Annotated in this window: 13 protein-coding genes; 11 read left to right on the forward strand and 2 right to left on the reverse strand. The window is 63.4% G+C overall.

The genetic code is table 11. From position 1 onward, the window contains the following. The first annotated feature begins 7 nt into the window (after positions 1-7). From gspD to ABB29_RS09365, 4 genes are all read left to right on the forward strand, one after another. On the forward strand, positions 8-2,212 hold the full coding sequence (gene gspD, locus ABB29_RS09350; RefSeq protein WP_057658391.1) for a type II secretion system secretin GspD: 2,205 nt from the start codon (positions 8-10) through the stop codon (positions 2,210-2,212). Continuing rightward, positions 2,209-3,057 carry a glycosyltransferase family 2 protein gene (locus tag ABB29_RS09355; protein ID WP_057658393.1) on the forward strand — a complete coding sequence of 283 codons (849 nt, stop codon included), beginning with the start codon at positions 2,209-2,211 and terminating at the stop codon, positions 3,055-3,057. Before gspD ends, ABB29_RS09355 begins: the two co-directional genes overlap by 4 nt. Then, positions 3,041-3,883, forward strand: coding sequence for a glycosyltransferase family 2 protein (locus ABB29_RS09360; protein ID WP_245622589.1), 843 nt, complete (start codon positions 3,041-3,043; stop codon positions 3,881-3,883). The genes ABB29_RS09355 and ABB29_RS09360 overlap by 17 nt, the downstream gene beginning before the upstream one ends. Positions 3,884-4,111: 228 nt before the next feature. Next, positions 4,112-4,300 (forward strand): hypothetical protein, encoded by a 189-nt coding sequence (locus ABB29_RS09365; RefSeq protein ID WP_057658396.1) that lies wholly within the window; start codon positions 4,112-4,114, stop codon positions 4,298-4,300. A gap of 572 nt (positions 4,301-4,872) precedes the next feature. On the opposite strand, the gene ABB29_RS09370 is transcribed toward ABB29_RS09365, so the two are convergent. Continuing rightward, on the reverse strand, positions 4,873-5,844 hold the full coding sequence (locus tag ABB29_RS09370; protein WP_057658398.1) for an MBL fold metallo-hydrolase: 972 nt from the start codon (positions 5,842-5,844) through the stop codon (positions 4,873-4,875). A 119-nt stretch (positions 5,845-5,963) separates the two neighbouring features. Here ABB29_RS09370 and pncB point away from each other — a divergent pair, with 119 nt between their 5' ends. From pncB to ABB29_RS09400, 6 genes are all read left to right on the forward strand, one after another. Further along, on the forward strand, positions 5,964-7,145 hold the full coding sequence (gene pncB / locus ABB29_RS09375; protein ID WP_057658400.1) for a nicotinate phosphoribosyltransferase: 1,182 nt from the start codon (positions 5,964-5,966) through the stop codon (positions 7,143-7,145). A gap of 690 nt (positions 7,146-7,835) precedes the next feature. Then, positions 7,836-10,982 (forward strand): TonB-dependent receptor, encoded by a 3,147-nt coding sequence (locus ABB29_RS09380; protein ID WP_057658402.1) that lies wholly within the window; start codon positions 7,836-7,838, stop codon positions 10,980-10,982. Between the two features lie 207 nt (positions 10,983-11,189). Beyond that, positions 11,190-11,954 (forward strand): SapC family protein, encoded by a 765-nt coding sequence (locus ABB29_RS09385; RefSeq protein ID WP_057658405.1) that lies wholly within the window; start codon positions 11,190-11,192, stop codon positions 11,952-11,954. Between the two features lie 8 nt (positions 11,955-11,962). Then, positions 11,963-12,982 carry a cupin-like domain-containing protein gene (locus ABB29_RS09390; protein ID WP_057658407.1) on the forward strand — a complete coding sequence of 340 codons (1,020 nt, stop codon included), beginning with the start codon at positions 11,963-11,965 and terminating at the stop codon, positions 12,980-12,982. A 26-nt stretch (positions 12,983-13,008) separates the two neighbouring features. Further along, positions 13,009-14,541 carry a tryptophan halogenase family protein gene (locus ABB29_RS09395; RefSeq protein WP_057658409.1) on the forward strand — a complete coding sequence of 511 codons (1,533 nt, stop codon included), beginning with the start codon at positions 13,009-13,011 and terminating at the stop codon, positions 14,539-14,541. Positions 14,542-14,575: 34 nt separating this feature from the next. Then, positions 14,576-15,268, forward strand: coding sequence for a DUF6445 family protein (locus ABB29_RS09400; protein ID WP_057658412.1), 693 nt, complete (start codon positions 14,576-14,578; stop codon positions 15,266-15,268). A 56-nt stretch (positions 15,269-15,324) separates the two neighbouring features. Here ABB29_RS09400 and ettA read toward each other — a convergent pair whose 3' ends face one another. Continuing rightward, a complete protein-coding gene (ettA, locus tag ABB29_RS09405) occupies positions 15,325-16,986 on the reverse strand; it encodes an energy-dependent translational throttle protein EttA (protein WP_057658414.1) in 1,662 nt (553 codons plus the stop codon). Positions 16,987-17,391: 405 nt separating this feature from the next. On the opposite strand from ettA, the gene glyA reads away from it, so the two are divergent. Next, complete coding sequence (gene glyA / locus ABB29_RS09410) at positions 17,392-18,645, forward strand: serine hydroxymethyltransferase (protein ID WP_057658416.1); 1,254 nt, start codon at positions 17,392-17,394, stop codon at positions 18,643-18,645. Positions 18,646-18,664 lie beyond the last annotated feature (19 nt).

Here is an 18,664-nt window from a genome sequence, read left to right on the forward strand (position 1 = left end):
TAACGACATGAAGTCACGCGTGTTCCTGATAACCCTTGTCGCCACTCTGCTGGCCGGCTGCGTCACCGCGCCGGTACCCGACGTGCAACGCAATGCGCCACAGACCAGCGTGGTCGGCGAGCCGGTTCCCGGCAGCGCCCAGACCGTGCCGCTGCAACCCGGCGAACAGCCAGTCGCCGGCCCGCAGGCCATCCTGCACCGCGGCAACGGCCAGATGATCAACCGCAGTGCCGCCGCGGCCGCTCCGCCCTCGTTGGGAGGAGCCAGCAGCGGCTCGGCCACGTTCAATTTCGAAGGCGAATCGATCCACGCCGTGGTCAAGGCGATCCTTGGCGACATGCTCGGCCAGAACTACGTGATCGCCCCCGGTGTGCAGGGCACGGTGACCCTGGGCACGCCGCGCGCGGTATCGCCGGCGCAGGCGATGACCCTGCTGGAGCAGGTGCTGGCCGAGAACAACGCGCGCATGGTCTACAGCGATGGCCGCTACAACATCATGCCGGCCGAACGCGGCATCGCCGGTACGGTCGCGCCGCGGAGTGGCGGTGCTGAAAATGCACGCGGCTACGAAGTGCGGGTGGTGCCGCTGCGCTTCATCAGCGCCAGCGAAATGAAGAAGGTGCTTGAGCCGTATGCGCGGCCCAATGCCATCGTCAATGTCGACAGCACCCGCAACCTGATCACGCTGGCCGGCACCCGCAGCGAACTGGAAAACTATCTGCGCACCGTCGAAATCTTCGACGTCGACTGGCTGTCCAACATGTCGGTCGGTGTGTTCCCGCTGCAGTCCGGGCGTCCCAGCCAGGTGGTCGCGGATCTGGAAAAAGTGTTCGGCGAATCCAGCAAGTCGCCAAGCGCCGGGATGTTCCGGTTCCTGCCGCTGGATGGCGCCAACGCGGTGCTGGTGATCACCCCGCAGCCGGCGTACCTGGATCAGATCCAGCAATGGCTGGACCGCATCGACGGCGCCAGCCAGGGCAGCCAGTTGTTTTCCTACGAACTGAAGTACATCAAGGCCAAGGATCTGGCCCAGCAGCTGGGGCAAGTGTTCGGCGCCGGCAGTGGTGATCAGGATCAGGGCGGCAACGGCGGGGCGTCACTGCTGCCGGGCACCGACCCGGTCCAGATCAACGACAGCGGCGTGGATGGCCGCGACAGCAGCGTTGACTTCGGCAATGCCGGTGGCGGCAGTGATGGCAGCAGCGGTGACCTCGGTGAAGGCTCGATGTCGCTCAACCGCAACAGCGGCGGCAATGCCAGCGTCAGCCTGAAAGTCGACGGCGACACCGTTGGCGTCTCGGCTGTCGAGGAAACCAACACCCTGCTGGTCCGTTCCAGCGCCAATGCCTGGCGTTCGATCAAGCAGGTGGTCGAGAAGCTCGACGTGATGCCGCTGCAGGTGCACATCGAGGCGCAGATCGCCGAGGTGAACCTCAAGGGCGAAATGAGCTACGGCGTCAACTGGTACTTCGAGAATGCGGTGACTACACCTTTCAATGCCGACGGCAGTGGCGGTCCTGCGCTTCCATCAGCGCTAGGCCGGGACATCTGGGGCGACATTGCGGGCAGTATTACTGGCAGTGCTGGGTTGGGCTGGACCTTTCTGGGTAAAAATGCGGCTGCCATCATCAGTGCCCTCGATCAGGTAACAGACGTAAGACTTCTGCAGACACCTTCAATCTTTGTTCGTAATAACGCGGAAGCGACGCTCAACGTAGGTAGCCGGATACCGATCTCGTCCGTTACCGTGCAGCCCGGCCTCAATGTCGACAGCACCTATAGTCAAGTGCAATACATCGATACCGGCGTGATCCTGAAAGTACGCCCCCGCGTGACGAGGGACGGCACGGTATTCATGGATATCGTGCAGGAAGTCAGCAGCCCTGGTGACAAACCTGATCGGAATGGCAATGTCACGATCAACACGCGAAGGATGAAGACCGAAGCCGCGGTACAAGCGGGCGACACCGTAATGCTCGCCGGCCTGATCAGTGATTCCGCGACGAACGGTTCCAGTGGCGTGCCTTACTTGAGTCGCCTCCCGATCATCGGTGGCTTGTTCGGTACCAAGACTGCCAACAGCAATCGCACCGAAACCATCATCCTGCTGACGCCCACCATCGTCCGCAATCCGCAGGAAGCACGTGACCTGACCGACGAGTACAGCCGTCGTTTCCGCGCCATGGAGCCGTTGAACCAGCCGAAGAAATGAGCGAGGCGCCCGGCATCCACCTTCCGATCATCCTGCTGCCGGTCGGCAGCGATGACGACGCACTGGATGCCTGCCTCGGCGCGCTGGATGCGGGCACCCCTGCGGGCACCCGCATCTGGTTGGCCGACGATGCCCAGGCTGGCCCGCGCGGTCTGGCGATCATCGAGCGTTGGCTGACACGCACCCATTTGCAGGCCGACTACACCCGGCGCAAGCACATGCTCGGCGAGGTGGCTCATATGGATGAAATGTTCAAGGCCTGCGGTGACATGGACGTGGTGGTACTGGCCGCCGACGCGCAACCGCTACCGGGTTGGCTGCAGCAACTGGCCAGTTGCTTCGCCCGTGATGCATCAATCGCCACCGCCACACCCTGGTGCAATGCCGGCGAAGCAGCGGCCTGGCCACGACTGGGTGAAGTACAGCCGCCGCCTACTGATTTCGAGCGCACCGCCGCCGCCTGTGCAGCGATGCCGCCAACGCATCACGAACTACCGGCCGCGGTTGCCCATGCGGTGGCGATACGCGGCCACGCCCGGCGCAAGGTCGGTGACCTGGACACCAGCAGCTATGCCACCTGGTATGCCGCGTTGATCGATCTTTCGTTGCGGTTCTCCGGGCTTGGCTGGCGAAATGCTTTGTGCGAAACCGCATTTGTCGCCCGTGGTGGTGAAGGCCTGTCGACCAGCGAGGACATGGACACGCTCAACGCGCGCTGGCCGGCCTGGCATCCGCGCTTGGCCAATTTCCTGATGCGCGATCCGCTGCACGCGGCGCGTGAGAAACTGCGGCATCTCTACAGCGATGTCGGCTTGCCGGAACGACAACGTGAACTGTTCAAGTGAAAGCGAGGCGATAGCCGCGGTCGTCGTGACCTTCGAAAGCGCTTCGACCATCGATGCCTGTCTGGAGCGTCTGCGGGCCGCACACGATGTGGCTGAGATTCGCGTGGTCGACAACCATTCCAGCGACGACACCGTCGAACGGATACGCAGGCACGCATTGGCCGATCCGCGCATCCACTACATCGCCAATCCCGGCAATCCCGGCTTCGCGGCGGCCTGCAATCAGGGCGCGGCCGACAGCACTGCGTCGTGGCTGGCCTTCATCAATCCTGACTTGATGGTGCAGCCGGACACTTTGCAGCGCTTGCGCGCGCTGGCCGTCGTCAACGACCCGGCATTGCTCGGGGTGGAATTGCTGGATGAGGCCGGCCAGCCGGATCCGGCTGCACGCCGGCGCGACCCTGATTTCGCCGCCATGCTGCGTGCACCGGGGCGTGCCAGCAAGCTGGCAATCGCGCGTGATCCAGACCTGCAACTGCAACCGGTGCCGGCGATTTCCGGCGCCTTGATGCTGCTGCCACGCACGTTGTTCCAGCGCCTGCATGGGCTGGACGAAGGCTACCGCCTGCACGCCGAAGACCTGGATTTCTGTCGCCGTGCCCGTGCTGCCGGTGCCTGTGTTGCCGTCGCCAACGCGTTGTCGGTGCTGCATATACGTGGTGTGTCCAGCCGTTCGAACCCGCTGTTCGTCGAATGGCACAAGCATCGTGGCCTGTGGCGCTATTTCCGCAAGTTCGAAGCCAAGCGACGTGGTTGGGCCACGCGCATCGCGGTGTTCGCGATGATCTGGGCGCGGTTTCCGGTTGCAGTGTTGAAGCGGTTTTGAGGAATTGCATCACCGCATGGCGTCGTTGTCATCGAGTGCAACCCATCGCTGTCCCCTTCACCGTTGCGCCGAAAGTCGGGTTCTCAACCAATGAATGTCGGGGCATCCAGCCTTCTTCTATTGGGCTGACGATAGAGGCTGGATCCCGGCGTTCGCCGGGATGACGAGGATGCGGAAAGACGAGGGCGGGGCTGACGCTGGGGTCCGACACGGCTTGCCGTATTCGCGATGATCTGGGGCGATTTCCGGTTTCCCGTTGCAGCGTTGAAGCCGCTTTTAGGGAACGATCTCAAAGAGGTTTTGAGGAAAAAGCTGCTGAAGAATCTTTCAGGAATCAGTGTTGAAGAGGCCTTGAAGCGTCCGCTAACCCTCGTCATCCCGGCGCAAGCCGGGATCCAGCCTTTGCCAGGTTGCTGATAGCAAGACCGGTTCCAGGCTTCCAGGCTGCGGGCAACAAGATCTGGATGACCCTATATTCGTTGGTTGAAAGCCGGTGTTCGCCGGGAAGACGAGGATGCGGGAAGACGAGGGCGGGGTTGACGCTGGGGTCCGACACGGCTTGCCGTATTCGCGATGATCTGGGGCGATTTCCGATTTCCGATTTCCGATTTCCGATTTCCGGTTTCTTGTTTCTTGTTTCTTGTTTCTTGTTTCCGGTTGCAGCGTTGAAGCGGTTTTGAGGGAGCGATCTCAAAGATTTTTTGAGAAAAGGGCTGCTGAAGAATCTTTCAGGAATCAGTGTTGAAAAGACCTTGAAGCGTCCACTAAGCCTCGTCATCCCGGCGCAAGCCGGGATCCAGCCTTTGCCAGGTTGCTGATAGCAAGACCGGTTCCAGACTTCCAGGCTGCGTGCGATTTGGATGGCCCGACCTTCGCTAGTTGAAAGTCCGGCTTGCGCCGGGATGCGATGGCGAGGAATGATGGCGTTGCCGGGCAGCGGTGCTGGTAGATGATGGTCGTATCGGATGCTGCTCCCGTTTGAAATACCGTTACAAGCGCATCAGATCCCTGCCGATGATCAGTTCGCCATCGAAATGCGGGCGTACCGCGTCGCGCCAGATGGCGTCGGTGAGGCTGGGGTCGCCGCCGGGGACGAAATGGCTGAGGACCAGGGTCTTGACCCCTGCGCGCTGTGCGATCTGTCCGACCTGGGCGGTGGTGGTGTGGCTGTCGATCAGGTGTTGGCGCAGGCGGTCGGCATCCGGTTCGCTGGCAATCAGTTTGTCCAGCGCCGGCAGATACATCACCTCGTGGACCAGCATGTCGGCGTCCTTCGCCAGTTCCACCAGCGCGTCCGAAGGCGCGGTGTCACCGGAGAACACGATGCTGCGGTCCGGGCAGTCGAAGCGATAGGCGTAGGCGTCGGTGATCGGCGGATGGCGCACGCGGGCGGCAGTGACGCGGACCCGTTCGTCTTCCATCACCAGTCCCGGTCCCGCCAGTTCATTGGTCCGGAACAGATCGGCCAGCGGCGGGCGGCCTTCATCGTGGATACGGGTCTGGATGTCGAAGTCGTTGAGGGCCAGGAAGTGATGGCGCATCCGGGCCAGCGGCGGCGGCCCCCAGCAATCGACCGGGGTGGACAGGTTGGCCGACCAGGCCAGCAGCAGCACGTTGCCGAGGTCGGCGTTGTGGTCCGAATGATGGTGGGTGACAAACACGTGCCGCAGCGCGCTTGGTGACAACCCGGCCAATGCCATCTGCCGTGCCACGCCATTGCCGCAGTCGATCAGATAGATGACATCGTCCACCACCAGCGCCTGGGCCGGTGCGGCGCGCAGTGCCTTGGGAGTTGGCCCGCCAGCGGTGCCGAGCAGGATCAGCTGCGACCGCCGGTCTTTGTTTTTCGCGACCGTGAGCGGCGCTGCCCAGGCTGGCACGCAGGCGGCGGCAGCGATGCCAAGGCCGCCGCGCAGCAGTTGTCTGCGGCTGGCCGAATGCGGATGGCGGCCGTGATTCATGCGGATACTCCCTGTGACAAGACATTCCAGACCATAGCCGAAGCCTTGTTCACATTGGCAACGGCCGCCACGTCAGTGAGGATTTTGCCGCCGGCGGCATCGCTGGCCGATAATGGCCCATGATCATTTCATCACTGCTTGATACCGACCTGTACAAGTTCACCATGATGCAGGCGGTGCTGCACCAGTACCCGGCGGCCACGGTGCAGTACCGGTTCAAGTGCCGGACAGCGGGTATTGATCTGGCACGCTTTGTCGATGAGATATCCGAGCAGATCGACGGGTTGTGCCGGCTGCGGTTCACTCCCCAGGAGCTGGACTATCTGCGCGGGCTGCGCTTCATCCGTGCCGATTTCGTCGACTTCCTCGGTCTGTTCCACTTGGACCGCAAGTACCTGCGGCTGCAGCCAGCGGCATCCGGTGAGCTGGAGCTGGTGATCGAAGGGCCGTGGCTGCATACCATCCTGTTCGAAGTACCGCTGCTGGCCATCATCAACGAAGTCTGGTTCCGCAACACCAGCCAGCCGGACTGGGAGGAAGGCGAGCGGCGCCTGCAGCACAAGATCCAGCGCCTGCGTGCCTTGCCTGATGCCGAGGCCTGCGCGATCGCCGACTACGGCACCCGCCGGCGCTATTCCGCCGACTGGCATGCACGCCTGCTGCCGCAGTTGCGCGACAGACTGGGCGCGCAGTTCGTCGGCACCAGCAACGTGCTATGGGCGATGCGGTATGGCCTGACCCCGATGGGCACGATGGCGCACGAGTGGTTGCAGGCGTTCCAGGCATTGGGGCCGCGATTGCGCGACTCGCAGGCGGCGGCTTTCGAAGGCTGGGCCAGGGAATACCGGGGTGACCTCGGCATTGCGCTGTCCGATGTGGTCGGGCTGGATGCCTTCCTGCGCGATTTCGACATGTATTTCTGCAAACTGTTTGATGGCATGCGCCAGGACTCTGGTGATCCGGTCGGCTGGGGCGAGCGGGTCATCGCCCATCTGGCCGCCAACCGCACCGACCCGCGTAGCAAGACGCTGGTGTTCAGCGATGGCCTGGACGTGGACAAGGTCGAGCAGCTGTACCGGCATTTCCGCGGTCGCTGCCGCCTGGCCTTCGGCATCGGTACTCATTTGACCAACGACCTGGGCCCGACACCGCTGCAGATCGTGATCAAGATGACCCGGTGTAACGGCCAGCCGGTGGCCAAGCTCAGCGATTCGCCGGGCAAGAGCATGTGCGACGACCCCGGTTATGTCCGTTACCTGCGGCAGGTGTTCGAGCTGCCGCCCGAGCCGGCTGACAGCTGATTATCCGACGACACCGGTGGACATTTTGTCCTGGCTGGACGATTATCGAATCGCACGCCGAGCAAGCCTGTTGCACCCAACTAATCGGCATCGGAAAACAGCGCTCGCAGCCTGCGCGGTAGTGTCGCTGAACAGGGCTTTCTGTCAGCCGAATTGACAGCGCCGTCATTTTTTTTTTGCGGATTTTTAACTGCCGCCTGGCGCATGCGTCAAATGCGCAAATCACTGATTAAGCAAGCATTGTCGTGATTGCTCTGACACCGCTGCCGGGCGGGAACCGTCAACATCCGCGGCCGTGTTGCTGCGCTGCACAGTGACAGTCACAAATGCCCGTGATAACTCTTCGCGGCACTGAATGTTAGCGCTACCAAAATGACGCCGGAATGGCATCGAAGGTTGCAATTGCAAGCAGGTCCGACGCTGTTTTTTTGCAGCGGCGTCGGCACGGCAGCAGCGCTCGGGCGGGAACCGCGGATACGGCCATCGTATCCACCCGCGCTGATCGCCGTGGTCCGTCGGGGGCCCCTTGGGGAGGGGTGATCAATCAATCGAGCAAGGGGTGGGATCGATGACAGGCTGCAACGCCAGAAGCGGGACAGGTTTGAAGATCGAAGTGCGGGAGGGTGTCGCTCGGCATGACCGGGCCGGCATGACTTTGGCTGTTCAAATTCCAGGGCAAAGGACACGTTCATGAATCACAAGTTGAAGCGTTTCAAGTCAAAAGCGATGTTCACCATCGTCGGTGGTGTGATCATCATCAATCCCGCCTTCGCCCAGGATGCGCAGCCGCAGCAGGTGCCGCAGGCGCAGCAGACGCAGGCCCAATCGACCGATGACGCGACCACGCTGGATACGGTCACGGTGACCGGCCTGCGCAGCAGTCTGGATCAGGCCATGAACATCAAGCGCGATGCCGCCGGCGTGGTCGATGCGATCAGCGCCGAGGACATCGGCAAGTTCCCGGATACCAACCTGGCCGAGTCGCTGCAGCGCATCACCGGTATCTCGATCGAACGCCGCGACGGCGAAGGCGCGCAGGTCACCGCGCGTGGCTTCGGTCCGCAGTTCAACATGGTCACCCTCAACGGGCGGCAGATTCCGGGTGCGGATGCCTTTGGCGCGGCCGGCCAGGTCGCCATCGGCGGCGTCGATGGTGGTACGCGCGCGTTCAACTTCCAACAGCTCGCGTCCGAAGCCATCAGCGGACTGGAGGTCTACAAGACCAGCCAGGCCAACGTGCCCAGCGGCGGCATCGGCGCCACCATCAACGTGTTGACCGACCGTCCGTTCAACCACAGCGGCGTGGTCGCCAGTGCCGGTGCCAAGGTGGTGTCGGATCAGTCGGAGCTGTTCGACAACGATCTGACCCCGGAAGTGTCGGGCATTTTCAGCTACACCAACCCTGACAAGACCTTTGGCGTGGGCTTGAGTGCCAGCTACCAGAAGCGCCACGGCGGCTCGGTGCAGGCCACCGAGAACTACTGGAACGTGCAGCCGTGGACCGGGACCATGCCCGGCAACCCGAACGTGGTCAATGCGCCGGGTGTCGGTGATCTGTACGCGCGACCGAACGATCTGCGTTACGCATTCGCTGATTTCGAGCGCGAGCGCATCAATGGCCAGGCGGTGCTGCAGTTCGCGCCGATCGACAGCCTGACCCTGACCCTGGACTACACCTACTCGACCAACGAGATCGAAGAGAACCGTGGCGAACAGGCCATGTGGTTGCAGAACAGCAACTACACCGATGTCGAGTTCGACACCAGCGGTGCCGTGGCAACCCCGATCTACATCCGCGAAATCGCCGGCACCAAGGACTTCGGTCTTGAGCAGCAGCGCAGCATGCAGAAGTACAAGCTGGGCTCGCTGGGCTTCAATGCGCAGTGGGCGGTCAGCGACAACTTCAACCTGAGCTTCGATGCGCACAACTCCAAGAACGAGAGCCTGCCGAACGATCCGCTGACCGGTGGTGGCTCGATCTTCATGAGCATCGCCGGCACCAACAACTGCACCGTTGGCCCGCACTGTGGCGGCTCCTGGGTGCAGGAAATGTGGTTCAACAACAGCCTGCCAGTGGGTTCGCAGACCTGGTACCCGAGCACCGCCGATGCGGCGGCCGGCACCAATGGCGTGACCAACCCGGGCTTTGTCGAAGGCGAAATCGGCTCGCAGGTGCTGCGTGTCAATGCGCAGACCCAGATCAGCGAGGTCAAGGAAGCACGCGTGGACGGCGAATGGCTGTTCGATGCCGGCCGTTTCCAGTTCGGTGCCGACACCAGCAAGTCGACCACCCATCGCACCCAGGCCGCCGAAGCCTACTCGACGCTGGGTGACTGGGGCGTGGCCAACGTCGATTCGGACACCGCCAACGGCTTGATGGACCTGCTGCATCCGATCGATATCGTCGGCCTGTTCGACGACTACAGCCTGGCCAGCAACAACGGTGCCTGGACCGGCGATACCGGCGCCCTGACCCAATGGGCGGCCGACAACTACGGCGTTGGCATCGGGGTTAGCCCGCAGCGCTCGGCCGACAACCGGGTCGAGGAGAAGACCAACTCGGTGTACATGCAACTGCAACTGGAAGGCGAGTGGGGCAGCATGATGACCCACACCCGGGTCGGCCTGCGTTACGAAACCACTGACGTGGTCTCGACCTCGGTCATCGCCGTTCCCGAGGCGATCGAATGGCAGGCCAACAACGACTTCCGCATCGTGTTGTCCGATGAGCAGCAGCCCTTCAGCGAGAAGGCCAGCTACAGCTATATCCTGCCCAACATCGACTTCGACATCGACCTGACCGAGTCGTTGAAGGCACGCGCCTCGTTGGGCAAGTCCATCGCCCGTGCGCCGTTTGGCAACCTGTATGCCGGCCCCGGCGCGCAGCAGCCATTCGGTTCGGTGCTGATCGACCCGTCCAGCCGCGCCAGCGGCAGCGCCCAGAACCCGGCGTTGAAGCCGCTGGAATCGGACAACTTCGACATGGCGCTGGAGTGGTACTTCGCCGATGCCAGCTATATCTCGGTGACGTTCTGGGACAAGAAGGTCAACAACTTCATCGGCAACACCGTCGGCCAGGAATCGCTGTATGGCCTGACCGATCCGACCTCCGGACCGGACGCGCAGGCGGCACTGGACTTCCTCACCAGTGCAGCCTGTACCGCCCAGGTCGCGGCGGCCGATGCGGCGGCGTGTTCGGCCAACGACACCTCGTTGTTCACCGCGCTGGCGCTGTTGCGCAACGACCCAGCCGGCCTGGCGGCGTTCGATGGCACCGGCGCCCAGCAACTGGCGACCGAAGCCGCGTACAACGTCTATGGCGAAGCCGATGACCCGCTGTACATGTTCAACGTCAACCGGCCGGTCAACCAGAACGACGCCAAGCTGCATGGCTGGGAACTGGGTGGCCAGTACTTCTTCGGCAGCAGCGGCTTTGGCATCTACGCCAACTACACCATCGTCGATGGCGACATCGGCTATGACAACGGCGGCGATCCGAACCTGGACCAGTTCGCCCTGCAGGGCCTGAGCGATACCGCCAACTTCATGCTGATGTACGAAAACTACGGCTGGTCGGCCCGCCTGGCCTGGAACTGGCGTGACGAGTACCTGATCCTGGCCAACCAGGGTTCCAGCCGCAATCCGTACTACGTCGAGGACTACGACCAGTTCGACCTCAGCGTCAGCTACACCTGGGATGACCGCTGGTCGGTGGGCCTGGAAGCCATCAACCTGACCGGTGAGGACGTGCGCTGGCACGCCCGTACCTCCGAGCAGATGATGAAGCTGGTGGATCAGAGCCCGCGCTACATGCTGGGGGTCCGTTACAAGTTCTGAACCCTGCGATGTTCCTCCCCGGAAGTCGCTTCAGGGCGGGACCGCTGCGCAAGCAGCGGTCCCTTTCTTCATCTGCCGGTCGCTATTGCGGGAACGCTTGCCGGCCGCGGGTTTTTCTGCAAATGTCACTTTGTTGCCGAAACATGGCGCTGCCGTGCGCCGCTGCCGGTGACGGTATAGACACCCTCGAATTTACTGACGCTGCCCATGGCCCGATACGAACTCCTCAACAACGTCGCGCACAAGGATCTGCGCGTCATCACCCGGTTTGGACACGAGCTGGGCGACCAGTTGGCGGTACTGCCGGCGTTTCCCAGCGAATACGCGGAACTGCAGCGCGAATACCCGATCTTCCTGCGCAGGCATCGCGACAGCGGTGAATGGCAGTCGGTGGCCCTGCTGGGTTTCGAACGCGACGAGAACCTGTTCCTGCAGGGAGACCGCTGGAATGCCAGCTACTTGCCCGGCGCGGTGGCCAAGGGGCCGTTCCTGATTGGCTTCCAGGAGCAGCAGGTCGATGGCGAGCTGCGCCAGGAGCCCGTGATCCATGTCGATCTGGATCATCCGCGGGCCAGTTTCAGTGAAGGCGAAGCGGTGTTCACCGCGCAGGGCGGCCACAGCGCCTACCTGCAACATGTGATCAGCGTGCTGCGCGGCATCCGCGACGGCACCGAGATGACCCAGCCGATGCTGGCGGCACTGGATGCGTGCGGGCTGATCCAGCCATTCGCGATTGACGTGCAGTTGGATGAAACCCATCGGGTCAACGTCGGCGGGCTGTATGGCATCGACCGTGACAAGCTGGCGGCCCTGGATGCGCAGGCATTGCACCAGCTGCACCAGGCCGGCTATCTGGAAGGTGTGTACCTGATGCTGGCCTCGATGCACAACGTGCGCCGGTTGATGGCGGAAAAGCAACGCAGGTTGCGACAGCAACAGGCGATCGCCGACACCGCGGAGCAGGCGCCCTGAATCCGGCCCTGCCGACGCCGGCAGCGGTGCGCGAGCTGCCAGGCTGCCAGCCCGGCGTGCTGCCTTGGTCCCAGTTGCAGACGGCCACGCAGCCGTTGCTGTTGAAGGGCGTGGCCCGGCAGTGGGGGCTGGTCGAGGCCGGCCTGCGCGGCAGCGACGACGCCATGGCCTATCTGCGTGGGCATGATGCAGGCCGGCCGGTGCTGTATTCGCACGGCCCTGCCGCCATCAATGGCCGGCCGTTCTACAACGATGACTTCACCGCGCTCAACTGCCAGGTGGAGCGCAGCAGCCTGGACCGGCTGTTGGAGCGGATCCACGCGCACATGCAGGATGCGTCGCCGCCGACGTTCTATCTGGCCTCGATGCTGGTCGAGCCCAATCTGCGTGGATTTGTCGAGGACAATCCGCTCGACTTCGCCAGCGCCGGGGTCAACGCACCGCCGAGCATCTGGATTGGCAACCGGGTGACCGCGTCCTGTCATTACGACGCACCCAACAACATCGCCGTGTGCGCGGTCGGGCAGCGCCGCTTCACCCTGTTTCCGCCGGATCAGATCAGTCATCTGTACCCGGGACCGCTGGCCCCGACACCGGGCGGGCAGGTGGTCAGCGTGGTCGATTTCGAACATCCGGACCTGCAGCGCTATCCGCGCTTCGCCCAGGCCTGGGCGCAGGCACAGAGCGTGGTGCTGGAACCGGGCGACGCGATCTACATCCCCAGCATGTGGTGGCATCACGTGCAGGGCCTGGCGCCGTTCAACGTGCTGGTCAATTACTGGTGGAACAGCATGCCGGCATACGTGCCGACGCCAATGCACGCGCTGTACCACGCGCTGTGGAGCATCCGTGATCGGCCCGAGCCCGAGAAGCAGGCCTGGCGCGAGGTTTTCGAGCACTACGTGTTCGGTCCGGCCGAACGCGCCGGCGAGCATCTGCCGGAGGCCGCACGTCATGTACTGGGACCGATCGATGAAACCCTGGCACGCCAGCTTCGATCGATGCTGATCGACAAACTCAACCGCTGACAACACGCAGAACGGGGAACACAGACGTGGCCAATGGTCGGATACGCAAAGTAGTGATTGCCGGTGGCGGTACCGCCGGGTGGCTGGCCGCCACCGCGTTGTCGCACCAGTTCCGTGACCTGCTCGAGATCACCCTGGTCGAGTCCGAGCAGATCGGCACGGTCGGCGTCGGTGAATCGACGGTGCCGCCGATCCGGACCTTCCATCGCTTCCTGCAGATCGATGAGCAGGAGTTCCTGCGTGCGGTCGCCGGCACCTTCAAGCTGTCGATTTCGTTCGAGAACTGGCGCCGCCCCGGCGAGCGCTACATCCATCCGTTCGGCATCACCGGGCAAAGCACGCGCGCCTGCGGCTTCCATCATTTCTGGCTCGACAGCGTGCGCCGCGGGATGGCCTCGGAACTGGGCGATTTCTGCCTGGAAACCCTGGCTTCGCGCGAGGACCGGTTCACCCTGTCCAGCCAGCCGCAGGTCAACTACGCCTATCATTTCGATGCCGGCCTGTACGCGCGGTTCCTGCGCGGCATCGCCGAAGGTTATGGATTGAAGCGGGTGGAGGGCAAAATCCGCGAAGTCCGCCAGGATCCGCAGGATGGTTTCGTGCAGGCGCTGGTGCTGGAAGACGGCCAGGTGCTGGAAGGAGATCTGTTCATCGACTGCACCGGCTTCCGCGGCCTGCTGATCGAGCAGACCCTGCAAAGCGGTTACGAGGACTGGCATCAGTGGCTGCCCAGTGACCGCGCGGTCGCGGTGCAGACCGAGTCGGTCGGCCCGCCGGTGCCGTACACGCGCGCCATCGCCCACGAAGCCGGCTGGCGCTGGCACATCGCATTGCAGGACCGGGTCGGCTGCGGCTGGGTTTATTCCAGCCGTCACATGTCCGATGACGAAGCGACCCAGAAGCTGCTGGACGCGGTCGGTGCGCGCCCGATCCGGGAACCATGGCGGGTACCGTTCCGCAGCGGCCGTCGATTGAAGGCCTGGAACAAGAATGTGGTCTCGCTGGGTCTGGCCAGTGGTTTCATCGAGCCGCTGGAATCGACCAGCATCCATCTCAGCATGTCGGCGGTGATGCGCCTGGTGCAGTTGTTCCCGTTAGATGGCATTCCGCAGTCACTGGTCGGCGTCTACAACGAGGTTGGCCGCGCCGAGATGGAACACGTACGCGATTTCATCATCCTGCATTACCACGCCAACCAGCGCGACGAACCGATGTGGCGTGAATGCCGCGACATGCAGCTGCCGCCATCGCTGCAGATACGCCTGGACGCGTGGCGTGAGCGCGCGCACGCCTGGCAGGGCGCGGACGAACTGTTCCGGGTAGACTCCTGGACCCACGTGATGCTGGGGCAGGGCATCATGCCCAGCCAGCATCACCCGTTGGCGCGTGCTCTGTCGGATCAGGACATGCAGCGGCTGCTGCACTCGATCCAGCAACCGATGCGCCAGGCGGTGCAGCAGATGCCGACGCAGCAGGCCTTCATCGACAGTTACTGCAGATCTGATCCGCGGGTCTGGGCAACGCTGTCGCCGGTCACGCCGCAGGCAACGCCTGCCTGATTGGCATCGTTAATTTCCAAGGTAGTTCGCGTCCATGCTGGTCACCCATCCCGACATCCAGATCCGCGCCCAGCTGTTGGGCGCCGAACGCGCGCCGCTGCTGATCATCGACAACGTGGTCGCCGACCCCGGGCGGCTGGTACGCAAGGCCTCGCACCATGGTTTCAGCAGGCAGGGGGCGATGTTTCCCGGGGTCCGCGCGCAGGCGCCGTTTTCCTATCGGGAGTTCCTGCAGACCCTGCTGCAGCCATTGCTGCAGCCGTATTTCGGGCTGGAGGCCGGACGCTTCGAGTTCCCGATGTGTCATTACTCGCTGGTGACGACGCCGCCGTCGCAGTTGAAGTTCCTGCAGAAGGTGCCGCACATAGATTCGACCGACGGCAGCGGCCTGGCCACCGTCCATTATCTGTTCGATGGCTGGGGCGGTACCGCGTTCTACCGGCATCGGCAGACCGGTTTCGAATACATCGATGAAGCGCGCGGACGTCCGTACTTCCAGTGCCTGGAGCAGCAGAGCCATCAGCCCGATGCCACCGGCGAAGGCTACATCAACGGTGACAGCGCCCTGTTCGAGCAGATCGCGCGGGTCGATGGCGTGTTCAACCGGATGCTGGTGTACCGGCGCAATTCACTGCATTCGGGCTGCATCGACAACCGCCAGGTGCCGACAGCCGACCCGCTGGCGGGCCGGCTGTCGATCAACAGCTTCATCGATGTAGTGCGCTGACCGCCACCGCGTATAGCTGATGCAAGCGGCGGTTGGCCGCCGCTGTGGCGGATAGGTTACTTCAGTGCCTTGAAACGCAGGCGATGCGGGCCGGCATCGTCGCCCTTGCGGCGCTTCTTGTCTTCTTCGTATTCGCGGTAATTGCCCTGGAAGAATTCGACGTGGCTGTCGCCTTCGAAGGCCAGGATGTGGGTGGCGATGCGATCCAGGAACCAGCGGTCATGGCTGATGACGAAGGTGTTGCCGGGGAACTCCAGCAGCGCGTCTTCCAACGCACGCAGGGTCTCGATGTCGAGATCGTTGGACGGTTCGTCGAGCAGCAGCACGTTGCCGCCCTGCAGCAGGGTCTTGGCCATGTGCAGGCGACCACGCTCACCACCGGACAGCGAGCCGACCAGCTTCTGCTGATCGGTGCCCTTGAAGTTGAAGCGGCCGATGTAGGCACGCGACTGGATCTCGATGCCGTTGATGTTGAGGATGTCGAGGCCGCCGGAGACTTCCTGGAACACGTTGTGGTTGCCTTCCAGCTTGTCGCGGCTCTGGTCGACATAAGCCAGCTTGACGGTCGGGCCGATGTTGATTTCGCCGGAGTCCGGCTTTTCGGCACCGGTGATCATCTTGAACAGGGTCGACTTGCCGGCGCCGTTGGGGCCGATGATGCCGACGATTGCGCCGGCCGGAACCAGGAAGCTCAAGTCGTCGATCAGCAGGCGGTCGCCGAACGTCTTGCTGACGTTCTTGAACTCGATCACCGAGTTGCCCAGGCGCTCGCCCGGCGGGATGAAGATTTCATTGGTTTCGTTGCGGCGCTGGTAGTCCACCGACTGCAGCTCGTCCAGGCGCGCAAGGCGGGCCTTGCCCTTGCTGCGGCCACCCTTGGCATTCTGGCGTGACCATTCCAGTTCTTTCTGGATGGCTTTCTGGCGGGCCTTTTCCTGGTTGTCTTCCTGCTTCAGGCGCTCTTCCTTCTGCACCAGCCAGTCGGTGTAGTTGCCCTTCCACGGAATGCCGCGACCGCGGTCCAGTTCCAGGATCCATTCGGCGGCGTTGTCGAGGAAGTAGCGATCATGGGTGACCGCGACCACGGTGCCGCTGTAGCGGGCCAGGAACTGCTCCAGCCATTCCACTGATTCGGCGTCGAGGTGGTTGGTCGGTTCGTCCAGCAGCAGCATGTCCGGCTTCTGCAGCAGCAGGCGGCACAGCGCCACGCGGCGCTTCTCACCACCGGAAAGCTTGCCGACGATGGCATCCCACGGCGGCAACCGCAGCGCGTCGGCGGCTACTTCCAGCTGCTGCTCGACCATATGCGCGTCATTGGCGGCCAGGATTGCCTCTAGCCGCTGCTGCTCGGCCGCCAGCTTGTCGAAGTCGGCGCCCTCTTCGGCATAGGCCTCGTAGACCCGGTCCAGTGCCGCCTGCGCCTGCAGCACTTCACCGACGCCTTCTTCCACCGCCTGGCGCACGGTGTGTTCCGGGTTCAGTTCCGGCTCCTGGGCCAGATAGCCGACCTTGGTGCCGGGCTGCGGGCGGGCTTCACCGGAAAAATCGGTGTCCACGCCGGCCATGATTTTCAGGACGGTCGACTTGCCGGCGCCATTGAGGCCGAGCAGGCCAATCTTGGCGCCGGGGAAGAACGACAGCGAGATGTCCTTGATGATCTGGCGCTTGGGCGGCACGATCTTGCTGACGCCATTCATGGTGTAGATGTATTGCGACATGGGGCTGGAACTCCGCGTGCGGACGGCGACGGCCTGCCAAGGGCAGGGTCGCGGAAGAGGTTGGGTAGCCGCCGATTATCGCGGATCAGCAGGGCTGCCGCCAATCAACGGTCACCCGCCGTTTAGAGCGGGTTGCGCCCGGTTCGCCACGCGCGCGCTGGCTTGCCACCTGCCGCAGGCATGGATTGAGGGCACGGGCTTGACCGATGCGGCGCGTGCAGCCCGGATGCCGGGCGGACAGGGTGGTCCGCCGGACCGGCGTCGACGGCGGTTGGCCAGCACCTGGCCCGGCTGAACGCCGCTGGCGCGGGGCGTGCGCAAGCACCCGGCCAAGCGCCGGAATCGCCCACCTAGCGGGCAAACCGTTACAATTTGCAGCCCACACGCCCTAGCCCCGGAGTAGCGATGTTCCCGCGAGCCGTCCGTATCGAAGCCTATGACCCCGAACTGGCTGCCGCCATCGCCGCCGAGTGCCAGCGCCAAGAGGATCATGTCGAGCTGATCGCCAGCGAAAACTATGCCAGCCCGTGCGTGATGGAAGCCCAGGGTACCCAGCTGACCAACAAGTACGCCGAGGGCTATCCGCACAAGCGCTATTATGGCGGTTGCGAATACGTCGACATCGCCGAGCAGCTGGCGATCGACCGCCTCAAGCAGTTGTTCGGTGTCGACTACGCCAACGTGCAGCCGCACTCGGGCAGCCAGGCCAACCAGGCCGTCTATCTGGCGCTGCTGAATCCGGGCGACACCATCCTGGGCATGAGCCTGGCCCACGGTGGCCACCTGACCCACGGCGCCAAGGTCAACGTCAGCGGCAAGCTGTTCAACGCGGTCCAGTACGGGGTCAACGACCAGGGCCTGATTGATTACGACGAAGTCGAGAAGCTGGCGCTGGAGCACAAGCCGAAAATGGTGGTGGCCGGTTTTTCCGCCTATTCGCAGAAGATTGACTGGGCGCGCTTCCGTGCCATCGCCGACAAGGTCGGTGCCTACCTGTTCGTCGACATGGCGCACGTCGCCGGCCTGGTCGCCGCCGGTGTCTATCCGAGCCCGGTCGATCACGCGCACGTGGTCACCTCGACCACCCACAAGACCCTGCGCGGTCCGCGTGGCGGCATCATCATCGCCAAGGGCGCAGGCGAAGAGATCGAGAAGAAGCTGCAGTCGATCGTGTTCCCCGGCATCCAGGGCGGCCCGCTGATGCACGTCATCGCGGCCAAGGCGGTGGCGTTCAAGGAAGCGCTGGAGCCAGCCTTCACCGCCTACCAGCAGCAAGTGGTCAGGAACGCGCAGGCGATGGCCAAGGTCATCATCGAGCGTGGCTACAAGATTGTGTCCGGCGGCACCGAAAACCACCTGATGCTGGTCGACATGATCGGCAAGGACGTCAGCGGCAAGGACGCGGAGGAAGCGCTGGGCAAGGCCCACATCACCGTCAACAAGAACTCGGTGCCCAACGACCCGCGCAAGCCGTTCGTGACCTCGGGCCTGCGCATCGGCACCCCGGCGGTGACCACCCGCGGTTACCAGGAAGCCGACTGCATCGAGCTGGCCAACCTGATGTGCGACGTGCTGGATGCGCCCAAGGACGAAGCGGTGATTGCCCGGGTCCGCGATGCGGTCACCGCGCAATGCCGCAAGTATCCGGTGTATGGTTGATATGACCGGACTGGCGGCG

It is taken from the genome of Pseudoxanthomonas dokdonensis, from assembly GCF_001431405.1.
Classification (GTDB): Bacteria; Pseudomonadota; Gammaproteobacteria; order Xanthomonadales; family Xanthomonadaceae; genus Pseudoxanthomonas_A; species Pseudoxanthomonas_A dokdonensis.